The organism is Variovorax sp. DXTD-1 (assembly GCF_003984625.1).
In the GTDB taxonomy this organism is placed as follows: domain Bacteria; phylum Pseudomonadota; class Gammaproteobacteria; order Burkholderiales; family Burkholderiaceae_C; genus Variovorax.
This window is the reverse complement of sequence record NZ_RWKH01000007.1, coordinates 185,879-211,804: the sequence shown is the minus strand read 5'-3', so window position 1 is coordinate 211,804 and position 25,926 is coordinate 185,879. Positions and strand designations below refer to the sequence as shown.

General features: G+C 66.4%; 23 protein-coding genes. 9 read left to right on the top strand and 14 right to left on the bottom strand.

The features are described from left to right. Window positions 1-13: 13 nt before the first annotated feature. Window positions 14-265 (bottom strand): hypothetical protein, encoded by a 252-nt coding sequence (locus EJI00_RS09180; protein ID WP_126747142.1) that lies wholly within the window; start codon window positions 263-265, stop codon window positions 14-16. Then, the gene (locus tag EJI00_RS09175) at window positions 262-1,116 is read right to left on the bottom strand and encodes an AAA family ATPase (RefSeq protein ID WP_126747141.1); all 855 of its coding nucleotides are present in this window, start codon (window positions 1,114-1,116) and stop codon (window positions 262-264) included. Before EJI00_RS09175 ends, EJI00_RS09180 begins: the two co-directional genes overlap by 4 nt. A 162-nt stretch (window positions 1,117-1,278) precedes the next feature. Between EJI00_RS09175 and EJI00_RS09170 the strand changes: the two genes are divergently transcribed. Continuing rightward, window positions 1,279-1,974, top strand: a complete 696-nt coding sequence (locus EJI00_RS09170; RefSeq protein WP_126747140.1) for a c-type cytochrome — start codon at window positions 1,279-1,281, stop codon at window positions 1,972-1,974. A 103-nt stretch (window positions 1,975-2,077) separates the two neighbouring features. Here the strand turns inward: EJI00_RS09170 and pcaG are convergent, their stop codons facing one another. Together pcaG and pcaH are read right to left on the bottom strand one after the other, a co-directional pair. Continuing rightward, entirely contained in the window at window positions 2,078-2,689 is a 612-nt protein-coding gene (pcaG, locus tag EJI00_RS09165; protein ID WP_126747139.1) for a protocatechuate 3,4-dioxygenase subunit alpha, read from the bottom strand. An 11-nt stretch (window positions 2,690-2,700) separates the two neighbouring features. After that, the gene (pcaH, locus tag EJI00_RS09160) at window positions 2,701-3,432 is read right to left on the bottom strand and encodes a protocatechuate 3,4-dioxygenase subunit beta (RefSeq protein WP_126747138.1); all 732 of its coding nucleotides are present in this window, start codon (window positions 3,430-3,432) and stop codon (window positions 2,701-2,703) included. A gap of 108 nt (window positions 3,433-3,540) precedes the next feature. On the opposite strand from pcaH, the gene EJI00_RS09155 reads away from it, so the two are divergent. Then, on the top strand, window positions 3,541-4,527 hold the full coding sequence (locus tag EJI00_RS09155) for a LysR substrate-binding domain-containing protein (protein WP_126747137.1): 987 nt from the start codon (window positions 3,541-3,543) through the stop codon (window positions 4,525-4,527). Here the strand turns inward: EJI00_RS09155 and EJI00_RS09150 are convergent. Next, a complete protein-coding gene (locus tag EJI00_RS09150; RefSeq protein WP_126747136.1) occupies window positions 4,524-4,958 on the bottom strand; it encodes a DUF1841 family protein in 435 nt (144 codons plus the stop codon). The genes EJI00_RS09155 and EJI00_RS09150 overlap by 4 nt on opposite strands. 290 nt (window positions 4,959-5,248) lie before the next feature. On the opposite strand from EJI00_RS09150, the gene EJI00_RS09145 reads away from it, so the two are divergent. The 7 genes from EJI00_RS09145 to EJI00_RS09115 all read left to right on the top strand — a co-directional run bounded on the left by EJI00_RS09145 (window position 5,249) and on the right by EJI00_RS09115 (window position 16,851). Next, the gene (locus tag EJI00_RS09145) at window positions 5,249-7,948 is read left to right on the top strand and encodes a hypothetical protein (protein ID WP_126747135.1); all 2,700 of its coding nucleotides are present in this window, start codon (window positions 5,249-5,251) and stop codon (window positions 7,946-7,948) included. Between the two features lie 80 nt (window positions 7,949-8,028). After that, the gene (pal, locus tag EJI00_RS09140) at window positions 8,029-8,532 is read left to right on the top strand and encodes a peptidoglycan-associated lipoprotein Pal (RefSeq protein ID WP_126747134.1); all 504 of its coding nucleotides are present in this window, start codon (window positions 8,029-8,031) and stop codon (window positions 8,530-8,532) included. A gap of 108 nt (window positions 8,533-8,640) precedes the next feature. Next, the gene (locus EJI00_RS09135; protein WP_126747133.1) at window positions 8,641-11,718 is read left to right on the top strand and encodes a glutamate ligase domain-containing protein; all 3,078 of its coding nucleotides are present in this window, start codon (window positions 8,641-8,643) and stop codon (window positions 11,716-11,718) included. Then, the gene (locus tag EJI00_RS09130) at window positions 11,715-12,053 is read left to right on the top strand and encodes a hypothetical protein (protein ID WP_126747132.1); all 339 of its coding nucleotides are present in this window, start codon (window positions 11,715-11,717) and stop codon (window positions 12,051-12,053) included. The genes EJI00_RS09135 and EJI00_RS09130 overlap by 4 nt, the downstream gene beginning before the upstream one ends. Before the next feature lie 49 nt (window positions 12,054-12,102). Beyond that, a complete protein-coding gene (locus EJI00_RS09125; protein ID WP_126747131.1) occupies window positions 12,103-13,947 on the top strand; it encodes a peptidase domain-containing ABC transporter in 1,845 nt (614 codons plus the stop codon). Window positions 13,948-13,981: 34 nt separating this feature from the next. Further along, window positions 13,982-15,298 (top strand): HlyD family type I secretion periplasmic adaptor subunit, encoded by a 1,317-nt coding sequence (locus EJI00_RS09120; RefSeq protein ID WP_126747130.1) that lies wholly within the window; start codon window positions 13,982-13,984, stop codon window positions 15,296-15,298. Next, the gene (locus EJI00_RS09115; protein WP_126747129.1) at window positions 15,295-16,851 is read left to right on the top strand and encodes a TolC family protein; all 1,557 of its coding nucleotides are present in this window, start codon (window positions 15,295-15,297) and stop codon (window positions 16,849-16,851) included. The genes EJI00_RS09120 and EJI00_RS09115 overlap by 4 nt, the downstream gene beginning before the upstream one ends. 15 nt (window positions 16,852-16,866) lie before the next feature. On the opposite strand, the gene EJI00_RS09110 is transcribed toward EJI00_RS09115, so the two are convergent. Genes EJI00_RS09110 through EJI00_RS09070 form a run of 9 tightly spaced genes read right to left on the bottom strand, consistent with a single transcriptional unit; the run spans window position 16,867 to window position 25,919 of the window. Continuing rightward, the gene (locus EJI00_RS09110; protein WP_126747128.1) at window positions 16,867-18,297 is read right to left on the bottom strand and encodes a sigma 54-interacting transcriptional regulator; all 1,431 of its coding nucleotides are present in this window, start codon (window positions 18,295-18,297) and stop codon (window positions 16,867-16,869) included. Between the two features lie 18 nt (window positions 18,298-18,315). After that, on the bottom strand, window positions 18,316-20,307 hold the full coding sequence (locus tag EJI00_RS09105) for a TadG family pilus assembly protein (protein WP_185868095.1): 1,992 nt from the start codon (window positions 20,305-20,307) through the stop codon (window positions 18,316-18,318). 13 nt (window positions 20,308-20,320) lie between these two features. After that, the gene (locus EJI00_RS09100; protein ID WP_260590593.1) at window positions 20,321-20,815 is read right to left on the bottom strand and encodes a TadE/TadG family type IV pilus assembly protein; all 495 of its coding nucleotides are present in this window, start codon (window positions 20,813-20,815) and stop codon (window positions 20,321-20,323) included. Then, window positions 20,812-21,297, bottom strand: a complete 486-nt coding sequence (locus tag EJI00_RS09095; protein WP_126747126.1) for a TadE/TadG family type IV pilus assembly protein — start codon at window positions 21,295-21,297, stop codon at window positions 20,812-20,814. The genes EJI00_RS09100 and EJI00_RS09095 overlap by 4 nt, the downstream gene beginning before the upstream one ends. Before the next feature lie 37 nt (window positions 21,298-21,334). Continuing rightward, complete coding sequence (locus EJI00_RS09090; protein ID WP_221885033.1) at window positions 21,335-21,718, bottom strand: DUF3613 domain-containing protein; 384 nt, start codon at window positions 21,716-21,718, stop codon at window positions 21,335-21,337. Next, on the bottom strand, window positions 21,715-22,650 hold the full coding sequence (locus tag EJI00_RS09085; RefSeq protein WP_185868094.1) for a hypothetical protein: 936 nt from the start codon (window positions 22,648-22,650) through the stop codon (window positions 21,715-21,717). Before EJI00_RS09085 ends, EJI00_RS09090 begins: the two co-directional genes overlap by 4 nt. Beyond that, complete coding sequence (locus EJI00_RS09080; RefSeq protein ID WP_126747125.1) at window positions 22,647-23,612, bottom strand: type II secretion system F family protein; 966 nt, start codon at window positions 23,610-23,612, stop codon at window positions 22,647-22,649. Before EJI00_RS09080 ends, EJI00_RS09085 begins: the two co-directional genes overlap by 4 nt. After that, window positions 23,609-24,598, bottom strand: coding sequence for a type II secretion system F family protein (locus tag EJI00_RS09075; RefSeq protein WP_260590604.1), 990 nt, complete (start codon window positions 24,596-24,598; stop codon window positions 23,609-23,611). The genes EJI00_RS09080 and EJI00_RS09075 overlap by 4 nt, the downstream gene beginning before the upstream one ends. A 1-nt stretch (window position 24,599) precedes the next feature. Next, on the bottom strand, window positions 24,600-25,919 hold the full coding sequence (locus EJI00_RS09070) for a CpaF family protein (protein WP_126747123.1): 1,320 nt from the start codon (window positions 25,917-25,919) through the stop codon (window positions 24,600-24,602). Between the last annotated feature and the right edge of the window lie 7 nt (window positions 25,920-25,926).

Below are 25,926 nucleotides of genomic sequence, written 5' to 3'. Positions count from 1 at the left end.
ACACCCCTGAGTTTCAGCTTCTCGGATTGCCGTATTTGCGCACATACCAGGCGCGTGCGATCTGCACCCCGCCGCCGCCGCCCAGGCCGATCAGCAGGATGCCGAAGATCTCCTTGTTGCCGTAGCCGCCCGGGCCGAAGGCATCGAGGCCCAGCAGCAGCCCGACCCACCGGCCGAGCAGCGCACCGATGACGAACAGCACCGCCTGGGCCGCGCCCAGCTTGAGCAGCTGGCCCGTGGGATGCGGCCGTGGCGATTCGCTCATCGGTTGTTCCGCTGCATGAAGACGAGCTTCTCGAACAGCGTCACGTCCTGTTCGTTCTTGAGCAGCGCGCCCACCAGGGGCGGCACCGCAACCTTGTCGTCCCTGCTCTGCAGGGCTTCGAGGGGGATGTCCTCGGCCACCAGCAGCTTGAGCCAGTCGAGCAGCTCGGAGGTGGAGGGCTTCTTCTTGAGGCCCGGCAGGTTGCGCACGTCGTAGAAGGTCTTCATTGCGGCCGTGAGCAGCTCTTGCTTCAGGCCGGGGAAGTGCACGGCGACGATGTGCTTCATCGTCTCGGCATCGGGGAACTTGATGTAGTGGAAGAAGCAGCGGCGCAGGAAAGCGTCGGGCAGCTCCTTCTCGTTGTTGGATGTGATGAACACCACCGGCCGGTGCTTGGCGCGGATGAGCTCGCGCGTTTCGTAGCAGTAGAACTCCATGCGGTCGATTTCGCGCAGCAGGTCGTTCGGGAATTCGATGTCGGCCTTGTCGATCTCGTCGATGAGAAGCGCCACCGGCTGGTCGGCCGTGAAGGCCTGCCAGAGCACGCCCTTGACGATGTAGTTCTGGATGTCCTTGACGCGCTCGCCGCCGTCCACGTCCTTGAGCTGCGAGTCGCGCAGGCGGCTCACCGCGTCGTATTCATAGAGGCCCTGCTGCGCCTTGGTGGTCGACTTGATGTGCCACTGCAGGAGCGGCAGACCGAGCGATTCGGCCACTTCCTCGGCAAGCATGGTCTTGCCGGTGCCGGGCTCGCCCTTGACGAGCAGCGGGCGCTTGAGGGTGATGGCGGCATTGACGGCCAGCATCAGGTCCTGAGTGGCAACGTAATTGTCTGAGCCCTTGAATTTCATGAATGGACGGAAAGCAAATGGAGGAGGCAGGGTGGAGAAAAGAACACACTCGATTCGCTTCGCGCAACCTCTTGGGCGGCTTGCCGGGGGTCTTGGAAGACCCTTGCATATAATCGAATGTTGATTCGAAAAACTGTATCTCCACGAGATTGTGCGCGCAAAATGAACAAGTTGTTGACCACGATGTTTGCCTTCGCTGTCGCTTGCGTGACGGTCTCGGCGCAAGCCCAGCAAGTCACGGGCAAGGCCCAGGACGGTTCCAAGAAGGTGGCAATGTGCGTGGGCTGCCACGGCATCATTGGCTACCAGGCCAGCTTTCCGGAGATCCACAAGGTACCGATGATTGCCGGCCAGAGCGCCAGCTACATCACCGCAGCGCTCACCGCCTACAAGGGCGGCGACCGCAAGCACCCCACCATGCGCGCCATTGCCGACAGCCTGAGCGAGCAGGACATTGCCGACATTGCCGCCTACTACAGCCAGCTGGGCCTGAAGGAAGGCGACGCGCCCCCGGCCGCAACGGCCAAGCCCATGCCTGAGAACATCCAGGCCCTGGTGTCCCGCGACAAGGACAACAGCTGCACCAAGTGCCACGGCGCCAACTTCAACACGCCGAACGACGGCACGGTGCCCAAGCTGGCCGGCCAGCATGCCGACTACCTCTTCGTCGCGCTCAAGTCGTACCGCGTCAAGAACAACCTGCACCTGGGCCGTTCGAACGCCGTCATGGCACAGCAGGTCGAGCCCAAGAAGTTCACCAACGCCGAACTCAAGACGCTCGCCAACTACATCAGCACGCTGCCGGGCGAACTCAAGACGGTGCCTGAATCGCGCCTGCACCGCAGCGGCGGCGAGTAACCAGCCCCAAGGCCTGGCAGCAACGCAGAGTTGCCTGCCGCGCACGAAAAAAGCCCGCTTCGAGCGGGCTTTTTTGCGACTGGCGGGTTTTACCGCACGCGGGTCAGACGTCGAAGAACACCGTTTCGTCGGCGCCCTGCATGCGGATGTCGATGCGGTAGCTCACCACGCCGCCGCGCTCCGTGCGCTGGGCAATCAGCGTGTGGCGGCGGTCGGCCGGTACGCTGGCCAGCACCGCGTCTTTTGCGTTCGCCTCGGCCTCGTCGCTGAAATACACGCGCGTGAACGCATGCAGCAGCAGGCCGCGCATCAGCACGATCACGTTGATGTGCGGGGCCTCGCCCGGCGTTTCGGCGCCCGGCTTCACCGTGTGGAACACGAAGCGGTTCTGCGGATCGGTGCCCGTGCCGGCGCGTCCGAAGGCGCGAAAGCCCATTTCACGCGCTTCGGCCGGGGTTTGCGGATAGCGGCCTTCGCCGTCCGCCTGGCTGATTTCGACCAGCGCGTCGCCGATCGGGTTGCCGTCGCCGTCGAGCACGCGGCCTTCGAGGCGGATGCGCTCGCCCGCGGCATTGTCCAGTGCCACGGCGGCGTCGAAGGGCTGGTTGAAGTCGTAGCCGTATTGCGTGGCGGTGAGGCCGTAGGCGAAGTAGGGGCCCACCGTCTGAGAGGGGGTCTGGCCGAAGTCGGCTTCCTGGGCGGTCATCAATGGCATGGGAAATCCTTTCAGCGGTTCTCGAACGGCGTTTCGTCGGCGCCGCGCAGCACGATGTCGAACTGGTAGCCCAGCGCGTAGCCCTCTTCGGTGATGTCGAGGCTGAAATCGGCGATGAGGCGGTTGCGGTAGCGCTCGGGCGTGCCGGTGATCATCGGGTCGTACTGCAGCAGCGGGTCGCCGGGAAAGTACATCTGCGTGACCAGGCGGCTCGCAAAGCTCTGGCCGAACAGCGACAGGTGGATGTGCTGCGGGCGCCAGGCGTTCGGATGGTTGCCCCACGGGTACGCTCCGGGCTTGATGGTGAGAAAGCGGTAGCGGCCCTCGCTGTCCGTCAGGCAGCGGCCCGCGCCCAGAAAGTTGGGGTCGAGCGGCGCGTCGTGCTGGTCGACCTTGTGCACGTAGCGGCCCGAGGCATTGGCCTGCCACAGCTCCACCAGCGTGTTGGCGACCGGGCGGCGGCGCTCGTCGAGCACCTGGCCGGTCAGGATCATGCGTTCGCCCAGCGGCTCGCCGTTCTTGCGCGCGTTGCGCGTCAGGTCATGGTCGAACTCGCCGATGCTGTCGTGGCCGTAGACCGGTTGCTGCAGCTCGCCCAGCGAGGCCTTCAGCGGCACCAGCGGCTTTTGCGGGCCGCGCTTCACGGTGGACTTGTAGCCGGGGTAGACGTAAGAGGGGTGGGCCTCCCAGTCGCGCGGCGTGAGGATGGCCGAGGGGGTCTTGGCCTTGGTGTTGGTCAACATGTCGTTGTCTCCTGTCGTGGGGACGGATCGAATCCGGAACCCGGACTTTAGAAGTCCCGTTCGATGATGTAAATTGAAGATTGATTCGTTCTGAATAACCAACGGTAATTGAAAAACACCGCCGACCTTCGCCAGGATTTTGTGCGCAACGTGCAGTTGCGCCACCTGCGCTGCCTTGTCGCGGTGGCGCAGGAGCGCCATCTGGCCCGCGCCGCGGAGCGGCTTTCGCTGAGCCAGCCGGCGGTTTCCAAGACGCTCTCCGAGCTTGAATCCATTGTTGGCACACGCCTGGTCGAGCGCAGCAAAGCCGGCCGGCGCGGCGTTCAGGGGCTCGCACCCGCCGGCGAGCAACTGCTGGCCCATGCCCTGCGCGTGCTCGAGGCGCTCGACGCCAGCGCCGAGGCTGTGGCACCCGCTTCGGGCGAGCGCGTCGAGCGGCTGCGCATCGGCGCGCTGCCAAGCGTGGCGCCGGCCCTGCTGCCCATGGCGCTCGCTCGCTTTCGAGAGCGGTGGCCCGCGGTTCAGGTGGTGGTGAAGACTGCGGCCAACCCGGTGCTGCTCGACGAGCTGCGCGCCGGCGAGCTCGACCTGGTGGTCGGCCGCATGAGCGATCCGCGCCTGATGGGCGGGCTCAGCTTCGAGCTGCTCTACACCGAGCCGCTGGTGTTTGCCGTGCGCGCCGGCCATCCGCTCGCGGTGCGGCCCGCCCGCGCGGTGTCGGCGCAGGCGGTGCTGGACTACCCGCTCGTGGTGTACGGCGAAGGCACGATTCCCCGCCACAACACCGAGAGCTTCCTGTCCGCGCGCGGCCTGGCGCTGCCCGCCAACGCGCTGCAGACGCTCGACGTGGCGGTGGCGCGCGGCCTGCTGGCGGTTTCCGATGCGGTGTGGATCACCCCCCTTGGCGCCGCGCGTGGGGAACTGGCCGACGCGCGCTTGGTCAGGCTGCGCATCGAAACCGCCGGCACCGACGAGCCCGTGGGCCTGCTGCTGCGCAGCGAGGCCGAGCCGTCCGCCCTGCGAGGCGCCATGGCCGCCCTGCTGCGCGAGGGCGCGAAGCAGCAGGGGGCGCTTCCAGCCCGAAAGGCCGGCTAGTCCTTGGTTGCCCGGCGCTGCACGCAGGCTACGTAGCCATCGCCGTCGGGCGGCCGTCCGGCGCGCTGGCTCTCCCACATCATCTGCCCGAGGCACTCCATCGCCTCGTGGTGCGCATCGAGCAATGAGCCGCGGCGCGCCGCCAGCAGCTCGACCGCCTGGCGGATTCCGCGCGGCTGGTCGATCGAGCATTGCTCGCTGATCGACAGATGCATCGACAGGTGCAGGAACGGGTTCTCGCGGCCGTTCGCGCCGTCGTACACGCGCGCCACCGCCGCGTCGGCATCGGCCAGGTCCTCGTGGTATTCGGGGTGCGCGTCGATCCATCCCGCGGCAATCGTCTCGAGGGCTTCCATCGGCAAGCCTTGCCGGTGTTTCGCATACACGTCGCAGAAAAAGCGGCGCACGTCTTCCTGGGAGGGATTGAACATATCTATATGAGAGAGCCGAGAAGGAGAAGAAAAAAGGGTGGGGAGATTCGCGTGTGGGTGGTCCCGGAACACGCCGGATGTTCCGGTCGCACGACGTTACATCGTTACGTAACGAACGGCTAAAAGACCCCCGCAAGGGGTATTTTCAACACCACGTTTCGCCGCTGAAAATAAAAAAATACCTATATAAATCAATGGCTTGCCTCATTCGAGGTGCGGCGACGAACAACTGTTAACGATTTGGCACGCCAGTTGCCCCTGTACATGCATCTTTGTCACAGAGGCCAACCATGAACGCACCCCAAGCATCGACCGTTTCGACCGAAGGACTCGCCGCCAGTGGCGTGGCTCCCGTGGTCATCGCCCAAGCCACCAGCATGCCGCTCGGCGCTCCCGCCGCAGCCAGCTCGATGGCGCCTGCCGCAACCGCGGCGCCTGCCGGCATCGGCACATTGTCCAATGCTACGCCGGGCGTCGCCGTGATGCGCGAAGGCGTCCGCATTCCGGTGGAGGGTAACCAGACATTGATGGCGGGCGACCGCGTGATCGTTCCCGAAGGCGGCCAGGCCAACGTGCTGTTCCCCGGCTCGGCCACCAACAAGGCGCCGCTGGCCGGCGTCTTCACCGGCGGCACTGACGCCACCATCGGCTCGACCAAGCTGCCCGGCGGCCTCGAACAAGTGAACGTGGACGTCGCCTCGGGCGACCTGCAAGTGGCCCCGCCTGACAGCGATGCCGATGCGTCCGCACTGGCGGTGACGAAGAAGGTCGCCGCGGGCGGCGGCCTCGGACTGGGCGAATTCGCACTCGGCGCACTGGGTGCCGCCGGCCTGGGTGCCGCACTCGGCGGTGGCGGCGGAGGCGATGGTGGAACGATTCCGTTCTTCGTCGGCGGCGGCGAGACAGACGCCGATGCGGATGCCGACGCCGACGCGGATGCAGATGCGGACGGCGACGCTGATGCGGATGCGGATGCGGATGCGGATGCTGACGCTGACGCTGACGCTGACGCTGACGCTGACGCTGACGCTGACGCTGACGCTGACGCCGACGCCGACGCCGACGCCGACGCCGACGCCGATGCCGACGCTGATGCTGATGCTGACGCCGATGCCGATGCCGATGCCGATGCCGATGCCGATGCCGATGCCGATGCCGATGCCGATGCTGATGCTGATGCTGATGCTGATGCTGACGCTGACGCTGACGCTGACGCTGACGCTGACGCCGATGCGGACGCCGACGCTGATGCAGATGCAGATGCAGACGCAGACGCAGACGCAGATGGCGACGCACTCCTGAACCCGGGCGACAACCTCCTCGAGGGCGTGATCGACTCGACGGACGGTAACCTCGGCCTGGGCGATTCGCTCGACCCCGTCACCGGCGTCATCGACGGCACGACCGACCTGATCGACGACATCGTTGCGCCGGTGCTCGGCTCTGAATTCACACGCGACGACCCGAACCAGTTCGATCCGGTGGACGATGTTGCCGAGACCGTGCTCGACAGCGTCGGCGGCGTGATCAGTCCCGCCCTCGACGGCCTGCTCGGCGAGGGCGCCACCGATTCGCTGGTCGGCCAGGTCGACTATGTCACCGACGCGCTTCAGAACGGTCTCGACAACCTCTTGGGTGACAACGGCATCTTGAGCGGCGCGACCACCGCGCTCGGCCTGGACGGCGTCGTCGGCGATCTCATCGGCGACTGCGGCGTGGTCGAGAACGTGGTCGAAGGCCTGCTCGGCGACAACAGCCTCGTAGCCGGCCTGGTGAGCGAAGACGGCCTCGTGGGCGGCCTGCTCGCCGAAGACGGCGCCCTCGGCGGCTTGCTTGCTGAAGACGGTGTCGTCGGCGGCCTGCTCGGCAGCGTGACGAGCGACGATGGCCTGGTCGGTGGGCTGCTGGGCGACGACGGGGTCCTGGGTGGCCTGCTCGGCGGCCCGCTGGGCGAAAATGGCCTTTTGGGTGGCCTGCTCGGCGAAGACGGCGCGCTCGGCGGCTTGGTCGGCGGTGACGGCCTCGTCGGCGGCCTGCTCGGAGGCGACGGCGCGCTTGCCGGCCTTCTTGGCAGCGAAGGCCTCACGGGCGGCTTGCTGGGTCAGGAAGGTGTGGTCGACAACCTGCTCGGCGCGAACGGTGTCGTAGGCGGCCTGATCGAAGACGGCCCGCTCGGCGGTCTGGTGGGCGGCGACTTGCTCGGCGGTGACCTGCTGGGCGGCGTGCTGGGTGAAGACGGCCTGGTCGGCAACCTGCTCGGCGGTGACCTGCTGGGCGGCGTGCTCGGTGAAGACGGTCTGGTCGGCAATCTGCTCGGCGGCGACCTCCTGGGTGGCGACTTGCTCGGCGGTGACCTGCTGGGCGGCGTGCTGGGTGAAGACGGCTTGGTCGGCAACCTGCTCGGCGGCGACCTCCTGGGCGGCGATTTGCTCGGCGGTGACCTGCTGGGCGGCGTGCTGGGTGAAGACGGTCTGGTCGGCAATCTGCTTGGCGGTGATCTCCTCGGCGGCGATCTGCTGGGCGGCGTGCTGGGAGAAGACGGCCTGGTCGGCAACCTGCTCGGTGGCGACCTCCTCGGTGGCGATCTCCTCGGCGGCGACCTGCTAAGTGGTTTGGTGGGCGACGACGGCCTGGTCGGCAGCCTGCTCGGCAACGGCGGTTTGCTCGGCGGCGTGTTGGGCGACAGCAGCCCGGTCGCGAACATCCTCGATCCGGTGCTCGACATGGCAAGCGCCGCCGGCGAGACGCTGGAGCCCGCGGTCGCCGCGGTGTCCGGGGTGGCTGAACCCGTCACCGACATCCTGGCCGGAACGGCCCCGACGCTCGCGCCGGTGATCGAGACGGTCGCCGGCCTGGTGGACACCGTGGAGCAATCCGCTCCGCTCGTGACCGACGTGGTGACCCCGATCACGAGCCTGGTCGATCAAGCGGCCGGCGCCGGCAGCGTTCTGACTCCCGTCACGAACATCCTGCACGGCTTGCTGGGTTAACGAACAAGGGCAGCAGAAGGAGAAGGAAAACTACAGCACGGGGCAGGCCATGGCCGGCCCGCCCCGTGAAAGGACCGAACATGAAAAACACTTTCCGGATACTGGCCGTCGTTGCATTGGGGGCAAGCCTTGCCGCCTGCGGAACGGGGCCCAAGAACGGACGCGAAGACGCGACGTATTACTACTCGAACAAGGCCGCTCCGGTCGCGAAGGTGGAGCCGCCTGCGCCAGCGCCGCCGGTGCAGAACAGCCCCGCCGTGTCGAAGATCGTGTATTTCGATTTCGACAAATACGACATCAAGCCGCAGTACGTCAACATCGTGGAAGCGCATGCGGGCTTTCTCAGGAACCGTCCTTCCAGCAAGGTGGTGATCGAGGGCCACACCGACTCGCGCGGCGGCCGCGAATACAACCTTGCGCTCGGCCAGCGCCGGGCCGAATCCGTGCAGCGCGCGCTCACGCAGCTCGGCGTGCCGGCCGAACGCATCGAGGCCGTCAGCTGGGGCATCGAAAAGCCGGCGTCCTCCGAAACCACCGAGGAGGGCTATCAGCTCAATCGCCGAGCGGAATTCAGCTACCGCTGAAATCCGGAGATCTGCGATGCCTTCGAGGGGAGCTTCCGGTCCGCTGCGTCAAAAACACGAGAGCACATGACAGGGCGGGATCGGTCTCCCGTATTCGATCGGGGCCGAATGATGTCCTTCTCCGACCAGCTCCACGCCTGCCATGAGCGCCTGGTCTCGGTGTGCGCGGCGCTGCCGGCGCCGTATCCGGCGTTCACGCTTTTCTTCTCGGTCAGCGATGGGTCGCAGCGCGCGCACGTGGTGCACGCGCGCGCGGCCGAGTTCGAAACCGCGTGGCGCGAAGGCGCCGGAATCATCGCGCGCTGGGTGCGCGAGAACGGCATCGTGTCGCCCTGGCTGCGCATCGACTGGGTCGAGGGCGCAAGCCCCATCGACTGGGCCCAGTTCAAGGCGCAACTCGCGGCCGTCAAGCGCAACTACTTCCGGCTCGGCCTGGCGTTCGACAAGAACTTCGAAACGGCATTCACCGAGCAGGAGCTCAATGCCAACGCCATGCTCGATGCCGATTCGACCATCGCGCATGCGGTGGTGAACATGCGCAACTTCGAGAGCTACAGCCAGGCACGCTTCGCACGCACGCTCATGCTCGACCTGCCGGCAGACCAGCCGGTGTACCTGCTGGCCACGGTGGGTGTTTTTTGCCAGCCCGACTGCGTGGTGCACAAGCTGGTGGGAACGGGACTCGATGCAGGGCGGCGCCAGGCGCCCGCGCTCACGCCGCAGTCGGTGCTCGACCTCGTGCGCAGCGGCGCCTGCTATCTCGCGCAGCAGGTCCAGGCCGACGGGCGGTTTGCCTACGGCTACTTTCCGTGCTTCGACCGCCGCATTCCGACTTCCGACCCCGCGCGCCACCCGAGCGTGCTCCACGCCATGATCGAGGCGTGGGAACTCGCGGGCGACGACAAGCTGCGTACCGCCATCGACTGTGCGCTGGACCATCTGTCGAACTGGCTCATACGGGGCTACAGGCTCGCGGACGGCAGCGAAGCCGCGTTTCTCGTCGAGGCCGGTGAAGAGATCAAGCTGAGCGGCACCGCGGCCTGCGTGCTCGCATTGGCAAAGTATTGCGAGGCAACCGACACGCGCCACTGGCTGCCGCTGCTCGACAAGCTGGGGCAGGGCATCGTGTCGATGCAGGACGCGGGCACGGGCCGCTTCAACCACGTGCTGCATGCCGCCGACCTGACGGTGAAGCATGCTTCGCAAGCCATCGCCTACGACGGCGAAGCGGCCTTGGGCCTCATGCGGCTGTATGACCTCACGCGCGACGCACGGTGGCTGGCAGCGGTCGAGAAGGCGTTCGAGCATTTCATCGCAAGCCAGCACTGGCAGGCGCACGACCACAGGCTGAGCTGCTGCGTCAACGAGCTCACCCGGTGGAGCCCGCAGGAAAAATACTTTCGCTTCGGCCTGCAGAACGTGGCCGGCTACCTGGACTTCGTGCTAGACCGCAAGACCACGTCTCCGACGCTGCTGGAGCTCATGGTGGCCGCCCAGCAGATGCTGCAGCGGCTCGAAGGCATGCCCGCCATGCAGCACCTGCTCGAAGAACTCGACGCCGAGAAGTTCCACCGCGCGCTCGAGTACCGAGCCCACTACCTGCTCAACGGATTCTTCTGGCCCGAGATGGCGATGTATTTCCGGCGGCCGTCCACCGTCACCGGGGCGTTCTTCACCCGGCACCACGCCTTTCGCGTGCGCGTGGACGACGTGGCGCAGTACGTGTCGGGCTTGGTGGCCTACCACCGCTACCTGCTCGAGCGCCGCGCAGTGCCAGGTGCTGCCGCCGGCAGTGCCCGGGAAGACGGCGCCGCGTGGACCGCCAACGAGATGGCGCGCGTCACCGGTGGCGAATGGGTCGTGCGGCCGGAGGAGGGCTGGCGCGCCACCGGCGTGGCGCAGCGCTCCTTCCTGCGCAAGGGGCGCGTGGTGTTCGAGCACCAGGTGCGCCCCTCGAAGACGCCGCTGGCCGCGGTGGCGCTCAAGGGCGTCCTGCAGCCGGCCGCCGCTGTGCTGTGTACCGATGCCGCGCCGCACCTCGACAAACGCGTGCCCGTGCTCCAGGTGCCCGACGTGCTGCAGGCGGTGCTGGCGCTGGGCGCGCATGCGCGCACCGAGTTCGGCGGGCGCGTCTGCGGCGTGCTGGGCAGCGGCACCGGCAGCAGCACCGTGGCCGCGATGCTCGGCGATGCGCTGGCTGTGTGGGGTGAAGTAGGCCGGCCGGAAGGCAATGTCAGCCTGCCTTCGGGCATTGCCTGGAACCTCACTTGCATGCCGCGACACGCCGCCTACTGGGTGCTCGAGATGGGCTCGCCGCACATGCTGGCTTCGGCGCAGCTGGTGCGCCCGATGCTGGCGGTGGTCACGGGGCTTTCGGCGGCTGCGCAAAAAACGCGCGGCCCATCGGAGGCCGCCGCGCGCCTGGACAGCCGCGTCTTCCAGGGCATGGCACCTGGCGACGGCGCCGTCCTGAACCGCGACATTCCCGAGTTCGCGACCTTCGCGGAGGCCGCGATGGCGCAGCAGCTCCAGATCGTGACCTACGGCGAGCACAAGGACGCCGATGTGCGGCTGCTCGCGTTCGACCACGGCGAAGTGCAGGCATTGGTACTCGGGGAGCCGTTTCAGCTCAGGCTCAACGCACCGGGCCGCCACATGGGTGCGAGCGCGGTGGCTGTGCTCGCGGCATTGCAGGCCATGCGCCTGAAGCTGGCCGCCGCGGTGGAGTCTTTTGCGCACTTCGAGCCGCCGGGCGGCCGCGGTGCGCTGCACACCATTCACATCGGCGGCGGCAGCTTCAAGCTGATCGACGAGACCTACGACGCCAACCCGAGCTCGATGCGCGCCGCGCTCGAGCTGCTGTCGCAGGCGCCCTGCGAGCCGGCGCGACGCGTGGCGATTCTCGGCGACATGCAGGAGCTCGGCCCCGCCGCGCAGCGGCATCACCTCGACCTGGAGCCGGAGCTGCTCGCAGCTCAACCCGACCGCGTGCTGCTGTGCGGGCCGCTGATGCGGGCGTTGCATGCGCGCATCTGCACCAAGGTCCGGTCGCACTGGTTCGTCGATGTGACCGATTTGTCGACCGCGCTCGGAGGCCTGGTGCAGCCGGGCGACTGGGTGCTGGCCAAGAGTTCCGCAGGCGTCGGCCTGTCTCGGCTGGCCCGGGTTTTGAAAGCACTGCCATGAGATTCAGCGCGTATCTGCCACTGTCCATCCAACGCTATCCGGCAGAGCCGGCAGAGCCGGCAGCGCCCGCCCGCCGCTGGTGGCTCGGCTGGCTGCAACTGCTCGGCGCCTGGCTGCTTTGCATGTTGCTGTGCGCCAACATCGCGCTGGTGCTGGCCAAGGGGCTGCCCATGGATGACGCTCGTCCGGGAGCCGGAAAACCCAGGAGATGCGTGGCCGCCGAAGGCATCCTCAAGCCTGTCGCTGCCCTCGACGAACGGCAAGGCGAGCGCCCAGGCCAGCGCCGCGATGCCGCGCCGTGTAAGGATGGATTTTTGCTTGTAACAACTGGGTAACAGTTGATAATCGTCGAGCCGTCACTGCCCAACGGATCGGCCATTTCCCATGATCAAGTTTCTCTTGCCCAGCCAGTTGGTTGCCGATGCGCCCGAACAGCCGGGCGCGAGTCCGTATGCAGGTGCGCTGAACAAGGCCTTTCGCGACGCCTATCCGCTGGTGAAGAGCGCGGCCTGGCGCTCGCTGCCCATCAGCCTCTTCGGCTTGCTGCCGTCGATCTTCCTGCTTCAGGTGTATGACCGCGTGCTCTCGCGCGGCGGCATCTCGACGCTGGCCGCGCTGGTGAGCGGCATCTTGTTTTTCCTGTGCCTCGAGTTCTGGCTGCGCGCGCGGCGCTCGCGCCTGCTGCGCAATGCGGGCGCCATCATCGATCACGGCGTGTCGGGTGCGCTGCTCCATTCGATGCTGAACCGGCCGTTGCGCGCGCTCGAAGCGCGGCCGGCTTCCATCTGGCACCAGTTCTTTCGCGACGTGGCTTCGGTGCGCGGCACGGTCAGCGGCGGCCTCGCGCAATCGATCTTCGATCTGCCGATGGCGATCTTCGCGCTGGTGGTGATCGGCATCGTCGCCTTGCCGGTCTTGCCGGTGGTCGCATTGTTCCTGGGTGTCATGGCCTTCCTGGCCTGGTGGTGGGCCGACGAGGTGCGCACCGGCCGGGTGGAAGAAGTGCAGCGCGGGCGCGGGCTCGACCGCATGACCTCCGAGATCTGCAATGCGCGCGAAACGCTCAAGACGCAATCGAACGACGGCCCCACCATCGAGATGTGGCGTCAGACCTACAACGCCTGGCTGAGCGAAAGCTTCAGCAAGAACGGCCAGATCGAATCCGCGCGCGACGGCACCACCGTGCTGCTGACGGCCTTCTCGGTGATCGTGGTGACAGTGGGCGCTGTCTCCGTGATGCAGCAGTGGATGACGGTGGGCGGCCTGGTCGCCTCGAACATGCTGGCCCTCAAGGCGCTGCAGCCGGTGGCGGGCCTGGTCTCGAGCTGGCGTTCGCTGGCCGCCGCGAAAGAGGCAGCCAAGCGGCTCGAGAAGGTGCTTTCCGAGCCGGTCGAAAAACCGCCGATCGGCATGACGCTGCCGCAGCCGCTGGGCCGCGTCACGTTCAAGGACGTGAGCTTCAGCTTCACCGAGGCCGCGCAGAAGCCGGTGCTCGAAAACGTCGACCTCGACATCGGGCCGGGTGGCCTGCATGTGATCGTCGGGCGCAACGGCGCCGGCAAGTCGACCCTCGTCAAGCTGCTGTCGGGCCTGTACACGCCCACGCGCGGCGTCATCAGCATCGGCGAGTACGACCTGTCGCAGTTCGGCCGCGAAGAGCTCTCGCGCTGGATCAGCTATCTCTCGCAAGAGGTGTATTGGTTTGGCGGGCCGCTCATCGACACCATGCGCCGCACGGCGCCGGGGCAGAGCGACGAGCAGGTGGTGGCGGCGTGCAAGCTCTCGGGTGCGCACGACTTCATCTCGAAGCTGCCCGACGGCTACCGCACCGTGGTGGGCGAAGGGGGCACCGGCTTTTCGGTGGGCGAGCGGCGCAAGCTGGCGCTGGCCATGAGCTTCCTTCGCAAGCCCTCGGTGCTGGTGCTCGACGAGCCGAGCAACGACCTCGACTTTCAGAGCGAACGCACGCTGCTTGCCACGCTGCTTGCGGTGGCCAAGGTGCGCACCGTGGTGGTGGTCACGCATTCGCTGCGCATCGTGTCGGCCGCCACGGTGGTCTATCACGTCACGGGGCAAGGCAATGTCGAACAGGGAACGGCGGCGGTGATGGTGCCGAAGCTTTTCGGTGTCAAGAAGGCGCTGGTGGCCCTGACCGACTCCACGGTGGGTGACGACGATGCGGACACGCATTCGCAGGGCAACGCCGCCGTAAACCGTTCCATGGCTTGAGCCAACCGATCGAAGAGTAGATAGGGACCGCGACTTGAAATCAGATCTGCCGCAGATACTCCAGGATGAAGAGCAGAAGCGCACAGCGCACGCATCACCGGAGGGAAAGCGCCGCCAGTGGGTCATCGGCGGCGTGGTGGCCGTGCTGGCCGTCGTCGGCCTGGGCTTTCCGATGGAAACGGTGGTGGTGGCGCCCGGCCGCGTGATTCCGTCGGACCGCGTCAAATCGATCCAGCATCTGGAAGGCGGCATCGTCAGCAACGTGCTGGTGAAGGAAGGCGACCGCGTGAAGCAGGGCCAGTCGCTGGTCGAGATCGACCTGGGCGGCAGCGGCCTCAACTTCGAGGAGCTGACCGCGCGCCACGCGGCCACGCAAGCCACTCGCATCCGTCTGTTTGCCGAGAGCCGCGGCAAGCCGCTCAAGCGCGAGAGTTTTGCGGCGGACATCGACGAGAGCGTGCTCGACGGCGAAACCGGCGCGTATGAAGCACGCGCGCTCGAGCAGCGCGGCGTGATGGCCGGTGCGGTGTCGGGGCTCGAACAGGCGCGCAGCAAGGAGCTCGAGCAGCAGGCCAAGGTCAAGGGCCTGAACGACCGGCTGGCGCTGATGCAAATGGAGCTCGAAATTTCGGAGCAGCTGCTGGCTGAAAAACTGGTCGGGCAGGTCGAGGTGCTCGAAAAGCGCAGGCTGGTAGAAGGCGTGCGAAGCGAACTCGCGGTGGCACGCCAGGGCGCCATTTCTGCCAGTGCGGCCATTGCCGAGGCACAGGCCAAGATGGCCGAGGCCGAAGGGAGGTTCCGACGCCGCGCCTCCGACGAGCTGGCCACGGTGGAGCGCCAGTTCGCAAGCCTGAGCGAAGACCTTGCGCGCGCGCGCACCCAACGCTCCCGCACCATCGTCAAGGCGCCGGCCGACGGCATCGTGAAGGGGCTGCGCAGCGCCAGCCCGGGCTGGGTCATCAAGCCAGGCGAAGCCATCATGGAAGTGGTGCCCGACAAGGACGAGGTCATGATCGAGGCGCGGCTGAACCCCAACGACCGCGGCTTTGTCGAAGTGGGACAGGCGGCGCGCGTGAAGATCACCGCCTACGACTACCTGCGCTACGGCGCCATCGATGGCAAGGTCACGCTGGTGGCCGCCGATGCAGACCGCGATCCGGCCGTTGCCAACGCGGCGCCTTACTACCGCATCCTGGTGAGCACCGGGCAGGCCTATGTAGGCCACCAGGACAACCGCGTCACCGCCGGCATGGAGTCCGAGGTCGACCTGAAAGTGGGAACCGATCCGTTCATCTGGTACATCCTTCGTCCCGTGCTCAAGCTGCGGCGCGAAGCATTTCGCGAACCATGAGGGGCAGCAGATCGGCAGGCCCGCGCCGCATGGGCCGCGGCGTTCTCTGTGCAGCGCTGTGCGCGAGCTTTGCGCTGCCGCCGGGCGCCGCCATCGCGCAGGAGCCGCCCGCGCAGCTTGTGCCGGCGCGCCGCCTTTCTCCTCCGTCGATCGGTGCCGCAAGCTATGCGCAGCGCGTGAAGCAGGCGCTGGTCGCGCTCTCGCAGGAATACCCGGAAGTGCAGACCGCGCAGGCGGCCGCCAACACCAGCAGCTTCAGCGTGGACGCTGCAAAGAAGGCGCGCTTTCCGCGCTTCAAGATGGGCACCGCCTCGGGCAACTACAACAGCGGTGCGGCCAACGCCAAGACCGAGAACTACACCGTGCTGACCGCCGAGGCGCGCGTGAGCCTGATCGACGGCGGCGCCATGAGCGCCGCGGTGCGCGCGGCCGAAGCCGGCAACCAGGCCGACGACGAGGCGGTGGTGACCACGTCGCAGAAGGTGGTGCTCGATGCGCTGACCGCCTACCTGCAGGTGCAGCGCTTCGACCTGAAGAAGCAGATCGCACGAAAGTCCACCGAGGTGGTGGCCGAGCTGTCGAAGGCCGAGGCCCGGCGTGTTGCGCTCGGCGCCGCGGGCGAGAACGACCTGAACATGGCGGCCGCGCGCCGCGCCAGCGTGGCCGCGCGCGAATCCGACTTTCAGGCGCAGCGTGATGAGGCGGTGGCCAAGTTCAACACGTACTTCAAGTTCACGCCCAATACCGATTCGCTGCCTGTGCTCGCGGCGCCCACGTTCTGGCGCATCGCTTCGCATGAAGAAGCCCTGCGCCGCGCCGAGGAGCGCAGCACCGAAATTGCCGAAGCCAAGGGCCGCGTCGCACGGGCCCAGGCGCTCGTCGATCAGCAGGAGGCCAGCATCTACCCGACCGTGGACGCGGTGTTCGTGAAAAGCAAGGACCCGCGCGGCGTGTCGCCGCAAGACCCGACGCGCGCGGCCTTCGAGCTGAACTGGAACTTCGGCAATGGCTTCGATCGCCAGTTGCGCCTGAAGTCCGCGCTGGCCGAGGTTGCCAACCAGGAAGCCAAGCTTGAAGGCGTGAAGCTCAATCTGCTGGAGCTCACATCGGCCTCATGGGCGCGCACTGTGTCGGGCCGAGAGCGCGAGCGCCAGCTGATGGAAGCGGTCAGCACATCGGGCCAGGCCTTTCGCGGCCGGCGCCGCCTGATGGAGTTCGGCCGCGAGACTTTGCCCGCCGTGCTCGACGCGCAGCTCGACTACTACAACCTGCTGTTCGACTATGTCGACGCCGTCTTCGACCTGCGCATTTCGGAGCTGCGCCTGGCGCGCACCACCGGCGAGCTGCGCATCGATCCCGAAGCCAGCAACGCGTGGATCGACCGCATCTTCGGCCCGCCGAGCCGGCCGGCCCTGAGCGAGGACGGCCTGCTCACCGCGTTGTGCATTTCGAGCAACGCGAGCTGCGCCAGCGAACCTGTTGTCGATCGCGGCGCCACCGCGGCTGCGGCGAACCCGCCGCTGCGACGGACCGCCCGCCTGGCGGAGCGCTGACCAGCGGCGAGGGGCTCAGGCGTCCTCGGGGATGCCCGGCTCTCCGTCCAAAATTTGGTACTTGCGCATCTTTTCCCACAGCACCTTGCGGCTGATGCCCAGATGCTGTGCGGTGTCCTGGCGCTTCCAGTCGTTGATTTCGAGCGCCGCGATGATGCGATTGCGCTCGCTGCCGTTCCATCCCTTGCGGTCGCCGTTGCTGTCGAGCGCCACGCCGTTGGCGCTGCCGTTGTGTCCGTTTCTTTCGGACGAGCCCGGCGTGGGCGTCGGCGTGCCGCGCGTGAGCGCAATGGCGCGCTGGATCAGGTTCTGGTCCCATGCATGCAGCTGCCGTGCAATCACGCCCACCCGTTCGGCCAGGTTGCGCAGCTGCCGCACATTGCCGGGAAAGTACGTTTCCGCCACCGCGTCGCTCAGCCAGTGCGGCGTTTCACCCAATGCCTCGAGCTCGTCGCCCAGCACGTTGGCCAGCAGTGCCTTGAAGATCGCGATCTTGTCGATCTCGCCGCGCTCTTCGAGGCTGGGCACATGCAGCTCGATCACCGCAAGCCGGTAGAACAGGTCGGCGCGGAACTCGCCATTGGCCACCATCTCGCGCAGGTTGCGGTTGGTGGCGGCCACCAGCCGAAAGTCGACCCGGACCGGCGCCGTGGCACCCAGCCGCGTGACCGCGTTGTCTTCGAGCACGCGCAGCAGCTTGACTTGCTGGTACTTGGGCAGGTCGCCGATCTCGTCGAGAAACAGCGTGCCGCCCGTCGCCTGCTCGAAATAGCCGCGATGCGCATGCACCGCGCCAGTGAACGAGCCCTTGGTATGGCCGAAGAAAAGCGACTCGAACAGACCGTCGGGAATGGCGCCGCAGTTCACCGCCACGAAAGCGCCCTTGCTGTAGTGCTGGTGTCCCAGGTGCAACTGCTGCGCAATGCGCTCCTTGCCCACGCCCGTTTCGCCGCGCACCAGCACGCTGTGGTTGCAGTCGGCAAAGGCGGACACTTCGGCAAGCAGCGATTTCATCGCGTCTGAATGCGCCACCAGCACATCGGGCGCCTGCGGCGCCACATCGCGCGCCCGCAGCTGCCGCACCAGCTTTGCCACCATCGTGCGCAGTTCGGCGCAGGTGAAGTCATACGGCAAAACGTGCAGGTACTCCGGCGGATAAGTGCGCGAATCGCGCTCGCGCGAGGCCGCTGCCACCCAGATCACCGGCATGCCCTGCAGCAGCTCGGTCGCATGCGCCAGGCCGCCGCCGTCGATGACCGTGACGCTGATGATGGCAACCGACGGCCGAAGGGCAGTGCCGCGCTCCTGCTGCGGCGCCGGCATGCCGTCGGCGCGAATCACCTCCACGTCGAAGCTCGCCATGCACCGCGCAATACGGTCGAGGATGTCGGCCTTGCCTTCCCAGACAAAGAGGTCGAGTTCGTCGAAGTTGGGGGGGGAGCTCATGTCGAAAAGGTACGCATATCAGTAAACAAGTTCGGCTCCCTGGGAGCAGCTCAACCTTGCCCCTACTTCTGTCTGGGCGAGGTTGATACCAAGTGCGTCGCTCAGCAATGTGCCGACAAGAGGGTCGAGCAGCGGTGCCAATACGGTGGATACTGCTTGTTGCAGTACATCGAGAAGGCCGCGCAGCACGCCGTTCAACGCACTGACGATTTCCAGCAGCCCATCGGATGCGCTGCCGATTGGAGGGATGACGCTGAAGAGATTGAGACCGTTGAGCGTATTGCGCAGGCTCTCGACGATGCTCTCCGTGGAAATCGCGAGATATGCGGGCGGTTGGCTCAACTCGGGGGGATCCTGGAAGGTTTGCGGCACAGAGATGGAAGCAAGGGGCGTATTTGCCTTGATCTCGAGGCCGCCGCCATAGAAGGCCTTGCGATGCGCTTCGTCGCAAAGCACGGGGATCAATCCGAGCAGCACCCGGGTGCACTGGAGAGACCCGATGTCGATGATCGGCACGGGCGTCGCGGCGGGCGGTGCATTCGACGCAAAGGCATTGCTCCTGGCCAATGCCGCCGTGTCACCCATTTTTCCGATGCGCAGGTTTGCCGCCGCTGTGGTGGTTTGAGTGACCAGCTGCTTGCCGTCGGCCGCGCAGTTGAAATCGGTTACCCGTGACTCGCCACCACCCGCGTCAAGGTTGATATCGAGCCGCATCGGCGGGGGAAGAATGTCGATATCGGTGGTGTTCTCGGTGCAGACGATCGTGCATCTGAGCACATCACCAATGACGCTGAGATCGAGACTCAGCATGCGATTCAAGAGATCCGTGACGGGGGAGACCAGGCTTGTCACTGAATTGAACACGTTGGCCATGTCGTTGAGCGCCGGCAGTTCGATCGAAATCAACGCGCGTATCTGTGCCGTACGAACATAGATGCGGTCGGGACCGTCAGGGGCCAGCTTCGCCAGTGCCGGATTGCCAACCGCGGAGAGCTGCGCGGGTTCGACGACCCTGAGGTTGGTCGTAACGTTCAGCACGCCGGGAACGGCCAGAGGCACGGCGGCCACCAACGCGTTCTTGCCATTGGCGACCTGGATCACCCCTTCTACCAGCTGAAAAAGCTGCAGGTCGAGATCCAGCCCGGCCGCATTTGTGCCGGGCTGCACGCCCAGCAACTCGCTCAGCTTCAGCACTGGTTGCGCACCGGACGCATCGGCCGCCAACTTGATCAGGCTGAGCGCATCGACCGCTGCCTGCGCCATGCCGCCGTCGCGCTGCAAGACGGTGATCATGGCTTGGATCAGCGTTCCCGCTGAAACGTCGGTGCCTAGAACTTGATCGTACTTGCCCGCCTCTATGCCCAGGTCGATTGCCAGTTGATCGAGATATGCGAGCAGCTTGAGGTTTGTATTCACCAAGCCGTTCCACCCGACGGCGTCGAGTTCGAGGCTGCCGCCCAACAGACCGCCAAGAACCGCGTTGAGCAAAGCTGATCGGGTGCTGTCCACTGTGGCGAGGGTGCTTCTGATGTTCAGGGCCGCCCAGGGTGCCCGCTTGGCCGCCAACGCCTCGACGCTGATCGCGAAAGATTGGTTGCCAGGAAGGTTCGCTAGCAGAAGCGGTGCGGTCCTGGTAAGCGTGACGCGGACGGCATTGAATATCTGGCCTGCGTCGGGTGTACCGAAATGAAGGGGCGCGGGGCGCAGCGCCGGATCCCAGTGGCCGCATTCGAGTTCCGCCGCAGCCATCGGCGTCAGCAGCCCTGGCATGTTCTGCGCGGCATTTGCCACCGCGGCAGCCGTTGCGTTGCCGCAGTTGGCGGGCAGGAGGGCCTGCGCGCCCGAGAGCGCCGCAAGATCGGCCGTCTTCTGAAGCTCGCGTTTCAGAAAGAACATGTAGCCCAGCTCAACGCCGACAAGCACGATGACCATAAGGCTCAACGCGATGACCGAAGTGATGACCACCGACCCGCGTTGCCGCCGTGCTGTTCTTCGATTGAATGCGCGCATCGTTCGCATCTGCCTATGACGAGGACCTGGCTGCCGTGGCCTTGCCAAGCAGGTGCTCGGGCATCCAGCTTCCGGTGAGCGGAACTGCCGGCAGCAGCGGATTGGCGCGGTAAGGGTAGGTCACTTTCACCGCGATTTCTCCCGACGAAACAGTCACTTCGGGAGGGGTGCCCGCCATCTTGTCCCGGAGCCATTCTTCTTTTGACGAAGGTGCGGCGCCCTTCGAGGATGGAGTGATCATGGAGAGTGCCAGCGACCGGTACACCGCCGTCCGAACATTCGCCTGCAGTTCTGCGGCCGGCGTGTCGCTGCGGAAAGACTGAGCCGCTCTCGCGCCATCCTCGGCCGCGCGAGAGATGACCTGCTGGACGTACAGAACGCCGCAGAACGTCACGAGGCCATAGATGCCGAGGAACAGAACACCGAAGACGAGCGCAAACTCGATGGCGGCAACGCCTCGCTGGCGGCGAGCCATGGCCCGTTCGAGCTTGAGCCGGCCGGGCTTCACAACGACCTCCCGTCGAGCAGCATGCTGGCCTGGCCCGCAATCCGGGCAGGGACCGCAAAACTCGGGAACGCGGGAAACAACGTATCGATCCCGCTGACAGCAACGGTCACGACCATCTGGCACCGGTTGTTCCATTCCGGGCCGCAAGGGGGCGCCGCCTGCGAGCAGTCGTCCGTTCCAGCCAGGCAAATTCTTGCCTCGACATTCCGGTTCGCTTTCAGGCCCGCGGGCAGCCAGTCGCTGCGCTCCACGGCAATGTCGTTGGCCTTGGTTTTTCTGGCTTCGAGGCTGCTCTGATAACGGAGCCCCGCACGGGCGCCGTCTTCCGCCGCGTTCTGCAGGCTCATGCGCATCGTCAACAAGAAGCCATAGCAAATCACCGCGTACAGCAGCGCAAAGATGATCAGGAACACGAACGCAAATTCGATCGCGTACACGCCGTGCTGGGCGCGTCCGGGCTTTGCGTGGTTGCGTGTTTCCATCGTGGTTCTCTTTGCGCGGCGAGGGTCGGCGTTTTGCCTATCGGCCTGCGGAAGAGGAGGCGCCACCGCCGCCCTTCGACTTGGACACCGTGGAGCCGAGGTGCTCGGGGATCGGATGCTCGAAGCTCTTGATGTAGCGCTCATAGCTGCGGCTGGCCACGCTGCCGGCAATAGGCCGGGGTGTGCGCGACGCGATTTCTCCGCTGCGTTGCCAGGCGAGCAGGCTCTGCGTCGCATCGCCCAAGAGCAGCGATGGCGGCGATTCGAACTCTTCGGTCTCGGCTTCGACCTCCCGCGCCTCCTGCACTCTCTGCGCCTCCGCGGACTGCGATGCCGGCGGCACGGCCTGCGCGCTGGCGGTGGTCGCCATGAAGAAGAGTGCGGCCGTCAACGCGATCCGTTCGGCAAGCTGGTGGTTCATGGTGTACCTCGCGAGGTCGAGTTCAGTGAAAGCGGCGCTTCAGGCGCGGAGGCCGAAGGGTGGGTCTGGCGCGCGGTTCTCATGCCGCCCGCGCCGGTCCATCGGGACGCCTTGAGCGCAAGGGGCGCCACAACAGGTTCGGCGCGAGTTCCCGCCGCTGCGGCAGCAACAACGGGCGCGGGCAGCCTGCCCGATGCGCGCATCTGCAGTGCCGCTTCGCGCACGGCCGCGCGTGTCGGCTGGGGCATGCGGTGGGCATCCATCAGCGCTGCCGCGCGCTCGGGCTGGTTGGTCACTTCGAGATAGAGCGCGAGATTGGCTTGCGCTTGGGTGCTGTCGGGGCGCAACTGCAGGGCCTGCATCAGCGGCAGCCGCGCTTCCTCGATCTGGCCCGCGCCCAGGTGCGCGTAGCCGAGATCGCTCAGCAGCAGTGCGTCGGTCGGGGTGCGGCGCTGCGCTTGCGCAAGCAGCTGGACCGCCTCGGCATAGTTGCCGCGTATGCCCGCCAGCAGGCCGAGGCCGCGGTAGCCCGCGCTTGCCAGCGGTGTGGCCAGCAGGCGCTTGTAGGCGGCTTCGGCGGCCGCGGCCTGTCCGGTGTGGCGCAGCGCTTCGGCGCGCGTGCGCGTGGATTCAGGCGACACGCCCCAGCGCTGTTCCAGGGCGTCGATGTGCGCGAGCGATGCAAACCACAGGTCTTCCTTCTGCATCTGCTCGACGAGCTTGAGATAGGTGGCCTGCGTGTCCACGGCCGCACCGGCCTTGGTGTCCGCGGCCGCTTCGGCGGCCATGCGCTGCTGCGCATCGGCGCTGGCGGCATACTGGTCCTTGGGGCCGGCGCAGCCGGTGAGGGCAAACGCCGCAGCCGCCGCGCAGGCGATGGCCAGCAAGCGGCAAGCAGGACGCGCGCTTGCGCAAAGGTCGAGTGGCTTCATTTGGCGGCGGCTCCCAGTGAACGGAAGATGGCCAGAAAGGCCGGTCCCGCAGTGACGATGACCAGCGCCGGCAGCAGTGTGGTCACCATCACCGCGGTCATCTTCACGGTGATCTTTCCGATGCGTTCCTTCATTTCGGAACGCCGGTGTTCGCGCAAGCGGTCGCTGAAGACGCGCAGCGGCTCCTGCACGGCGCCGCCGTGCTTGTCGACCTGCACCAGCAAGGACACGAGCCCGCGGAGATTCTCGTTCTTGTGCAAGGTTGCAAGGCGCTGCAGCGAATGCTCGCGGCTGCGGCCGCGGCTGTACTGGTTGTTGGCAAAGGTCAGCTCGTAGCCGAGCACGCGCAGCACATGCGAGAAGTCGCTGGCCATGATCTGCAGGCTCTGGTCCAGGCTCAGCCCCACGCCTTGCAGCAGGCGAAGCAGGTCGATGAACAGCGGCAGCTCCTGGTTCACCCGCTCGCGGCGCTTGGCGGCAATGCGGCCGAGCACCCACTTGGGTGCCATGAAGCCGATGACGAACGCGACCGCCAGCACGATGGTGACGGTGCGCTGCGGCCGGCCCGCGCTCCACAGCACGTAGACGGCAAACGGAAGAAGGCACGTGAAGAAGATGCGGGTCACCAGGAAGACCAGCTGGGCCCGCTTCGGGGAAAAGCCGCATTGATCGATGAGGTTGCGGTCCTCGTTGGCCACGAGTGCGCGGCCGATCCGCGAATCGAGCCAGTGGAACGGCAGCTCGATGTCGGGCTTTGCCGAGGCGTTGAACACGTCGGCCGCATCGACGGACACCGCGGATCCGCCCGGCGCCGTGGTGACCTGCCGGATGGCGCGGCCGATGACCTTGCCGCTGCGCGCGCGGCGCAGCTCGGCCGCAATCAGCGCGCCGGCACCGGCCATGAGGCCCAGGGCCAGCAGCGCCAGGCTGATGATCGCCAGCTGGTTGGTGGTGAAGGTCATGTGAGTTTCGCCAGCCGGTAAAGGAGTGCCGCACCGAACAGCTGAAAGCCTGCCGCGGAAAGGACCATGATGCGGCCGGTCCCGTCGTTCCACATCCCCATGAAGTAGGCGGGATTGGTGAGGATGAAGAACGCGCCCACGCTCACAGGCAGCAACCCGAGAATCCAGGCGGAAAGCCGGGTTTCGGACGACAGGGCGAGCAGCTCATGCTCGGCTTGCTCGCGATCGCGCATGAAGTTGCCCACGCGCTCCAGCAGCAGGTCGGAGCGCCCGCCGTAGCGCACGCCCAGGCCGAGGATGGACGCCAGCAGGAACATTTCTTCGATGCGCACATTGCTGGCCGTCTGGTGCAGGGCGCGATCCAGGTCCATGCCCGCGCGCACCAGCGATGCCGAGCGCTCCAGCTGGCCGCGCAGCGGCGCCTCGGTGGTGGCAATCGCAAGCTGGAAAGCCGCCTGCGTGGAGTTGCCGATGGTGATCAGCCGCACCATCGCGTCGATGTACCCGGGCAACTGGCTCACGAGCTTGCGGCGGAACTTCTGCAGCCGCAGCCAGACGGCGAACGCTGCCAGAAGAACCAGCAGCGCGAGCGCGCTCAGGCCCGACACCCAGCCGGCAAGCAGGCCCGCGAGCGCGGCCACCGTCACGATGACGGCCAACCCCAATGCGGCCATGCGGGGGGCGATCACGCCTATCAGCCATTCGGGCAGGGCCTTTTCGAGCAACCCTGCGGGCGCGGCGGCCGGGGTGCCTGCGTCTGCGTTGAGCCATGGGTCCGAGGTGACGCCCGCCATGAGGTTGTCATTGGCCGGGTCGCGCAGCGGGATGGGCATCGGCACCGGTGTGCCCGCAACCGTACTGGCCTGGATCTGCTGGTTCAGGTGCCGCGCCGCGGCCTGACGTGCCTGGCGGCCCTTGGCCCATTGCCACAGCAGCAGCCCCGCGGCTGCGAACAGCAGCGCAAGGCAGGCCACGGCGAGCAGCATTTCACGCACGGCTGTTGTCTCCCTGCTGCGCGCGTGTCAGCGACTGCCTGAAGCGCGTGATCTTGGGTGAATGCGGCGCAATGCCCAGCGATATCCAGCGGTCGCGCTCCTCGCCGTCGGGCGACGTGATCGGCTCGTAGCGGTAGAGCTCCTGCATGGCCACCACGTTGTCGTTGACGCCCGTGACTTCGCTCAGCGAGAGGATGCGGCGCTGCCCGTTCGAAAGGCGGCCGATCTGCACGATGAAATCGATGGCATTGGCAATCTGCCGGCGCAGGCTCACTTCGCTGCCCTGGTAGCCCGCAAAGCCCGCGAGCATTTCAAGGCGGTACAGGCATTCGCGCGGCGAGCTGGCGTGAATGGTTCCCATCGAGCCTTCGTGGCCCGTGTTCATCGCCTGCATCATCTCGATCACTTCGGCGCCGCGCACCTCGCCCACGATGATGCGGTCGGGCCGCATGCGCAGGCTGTTGCGCAGCAGGTCGCGGATGGACACCACGCCGGTGCCGTCGAATCCGCCCGGGCGGCTTTCGAGGCGCACCACGTGGCTGGTGCCGAGCGAAAGCTCCGCGGTGTCTTCGATGGTGATGACGCGCTCGCGCGGCGGAATGAAGGTGGCCAGCGCATTGAGCAGCGAGGTCTTGCCCGAACTGGTGCCGCCGCTCACAAGAATGTTGCAGCGCGCGCGAACCGCAATCTCCAGAAGTTGCGCCATGCCGGCGTCGAAGGTGCCGAGCTTCACCATGTCGGCCGGCGTGAGCGGCTCCTTGCGGAACTTGCGAATGGAAACCGAGAGCCCGTCGATCGCCAGCGGCTCGATGATCACGTTGATGCGGCCGCCGTCGGGCAGGCGCGCGTCGACCATCGGGTTGGATTCGTCCAGCCGCCGGCCGAGCGGCGCGAGAATGCGACGCACGATGCGCATCACGTGCTCCGCATCGGCAAAGCGCACCGTCTCGCGCTCGAGCATGCCGTGGCGCGACACGTACACGTTCTGGTAGCCGTTGATCAGGATGTCCTCGACGGCCGAATCGTTGAGCAGGTCTTCCAGCGGGCCGAAGCCCGCAAGCTCCTTGGTCAGCGCATCGGAGATGAGCTGCATCTCGCGGTCGTTGATCGGCACCCGGCGCAGCCGCACGAAGCTGTCGACCTCCAGTTCGACGAACTGCTGGATCGAGGCGCGCGACCAGCGGCCGAACTCCGCGCCGAGCTCTTCGATGCGGCTCAGCAGATGGTCATGCGTCCAGCTCTTGATGTCCTGGAACTGCTGGGAGTTGATGAACGCCTGGTCGTCGTCGGCGAATTCGAGATCGTTGGACATAAGGGCG

What these genes read in the sequence shown, in the direction of transcription:
- EJI00_RS09125 (WP_126747131.1), top strand. Translation starts at nt 12,103, where the DNA reads ATGATCAAGTTTCTCTTGCCCAGCCAGTTGGTTGCCGATGCGCCCGAA.
- pcaH (WP_126747138.1), bottom strand. Translation starts at nt 3,432, where the DNA reads ATGTTGACCAACACCAAGGCCAAGACCCCCTCGGCCATCCTCACGCCG.
- EJI00_RS09095 (WP_126747126.1), bottom strand. Translation starts at nt 21,297, where the DNA reads ATGGAAACACGCAACCACGCAAAGCCCGGACGCGCCCAGCACGGCGTG.
- EJI00_RS09115 (WP_126747129.1), top strand. Translation starts at nt 15,295, where the DNA reads ATGAGGGGCAGCAGATCGGCAGGCCCGCGCCGCATGGGCCGCGGCGTT.
- EJI00_RS09180 (WP_126747142.1), bottom strand. Translation starts at nt 265, where the DNA reads ATGAGCGAATCGCCACGGCCGCATCCCACGGGCCAGCTGCTCAAGCTG.
- EJI00_RS09110 (WP_126747128.1), bottom strand. Translation starts at nt 18,297, where the DNA reads ATGAGCTCCCCCCCCAACTTCGACGAACTCGACCTCTTTGTCTGGGAA.
- EJI00_RS09175 (WP_126747141.1), bottom strand. Translation starts at nt 1,116, where the DNA reads ATGAAATTCAAGGGCTCAGACAATTACGTTGCCACTCAGGACCTGATG.
- pal (WP_126747134.1), top strand. Translation starts at nt 8,029, where the DNA reads ATGAAAAACACTTTCCGGATACTGGCCGTCGTTGCATTGGGGGCAAGC.
- EJI00_RS09080 (WP_126747125.1), bottom strand. Translation starts at nt 23,612, where the DNA reads ATGACCTTCACCACCAACCAGCTGGCGATCATCAGCCTGGCGCTGCTG.
- pcaG (WP_126747139.1), bottom strand. Translation starts at nt 2,689, where the DNA reads ATGCCATTGATGACCGCCCAGGAAGCCGACTTCGGCCAGACCCCCTCT.
- EJI00_RS09090 (WP_221885033.1), bottom strand. Translation starts at nt 21,718, where the DNA reads ATGAACCACCAGCTTGCCGAACGGATCGCGTTGACGGCCGCACTCTTC.
- EJI00_RS09150 (WP_126747136.1), bottom strand. Translation starts at nt 4,958, where the DNA reads ATGTTCAATCCCTCCCAGGAAGACGTGCGCCGCTTTTTCTGCGACGTG.
- EJI00_RS09170 (WP_126747140.1), top strand. Translation starts at nt 1,279, where the DNA reads ATGAACAAGTTGTTGACCACGATGTTTGCCTTCGCTGTCGCTTGCGTG.
- EJI00_RS09105 (WP_185868095.1), bottom strand. Translation starts at nt 20,307, where the DNA reads ATGCGCGCATTCAATCGAAGAACAGCACGGCGGCAACGCGGGTCGGTG.
- EJI00_RS09070 (WP_126747123.1), bottom strand. Translation starts at nt 25,919, where the DNA reads ATGTCCAACGATCTCGAATTCGCCGACGACGACCAGGCGTTCATCAAC.
- EJI00_RS09075 (WP_260590604.1), bottom strand. Translation starts at nt 24,598, where the DNA reads ATGCTGCTCGCCGTGGCCTGCCTTGCGCTGCTGTTCGCAGCCGCGGGG.
- EJI00_RS09085 (WP_185868094.1), bottom strand. Translation starts at nt 22,650, where the DNA reads ATGAAGCCACTCGACCTTTGCGCAAGCGCGCGTCCTGCTTGCCGCTTG.
- EJI00_RS09130 (WP_126747132.1), top strand. Translation starts at nt 11,715, where the DNA reads ATGAGATTCAGCGCGTATCTGCCACTGTCCATCCAACGCTATCCGGCA.
- EJI00_RS09145 (WP_126747135.1), top strand. Translation starts at nt 5,249, where the DNA reads ATGAACGCACCCCAAGCATCGACCGTTTCGACCGAAGGACTCGCCGCC.
- EJI00_RS09135 (WP_126747133.1), top strand. Translation starts at nt 8,641, where the DNA reads ATGATGTCCTTCTCCGACCAGCTCCACGCCTGCCATGAGCGCCTGGTC.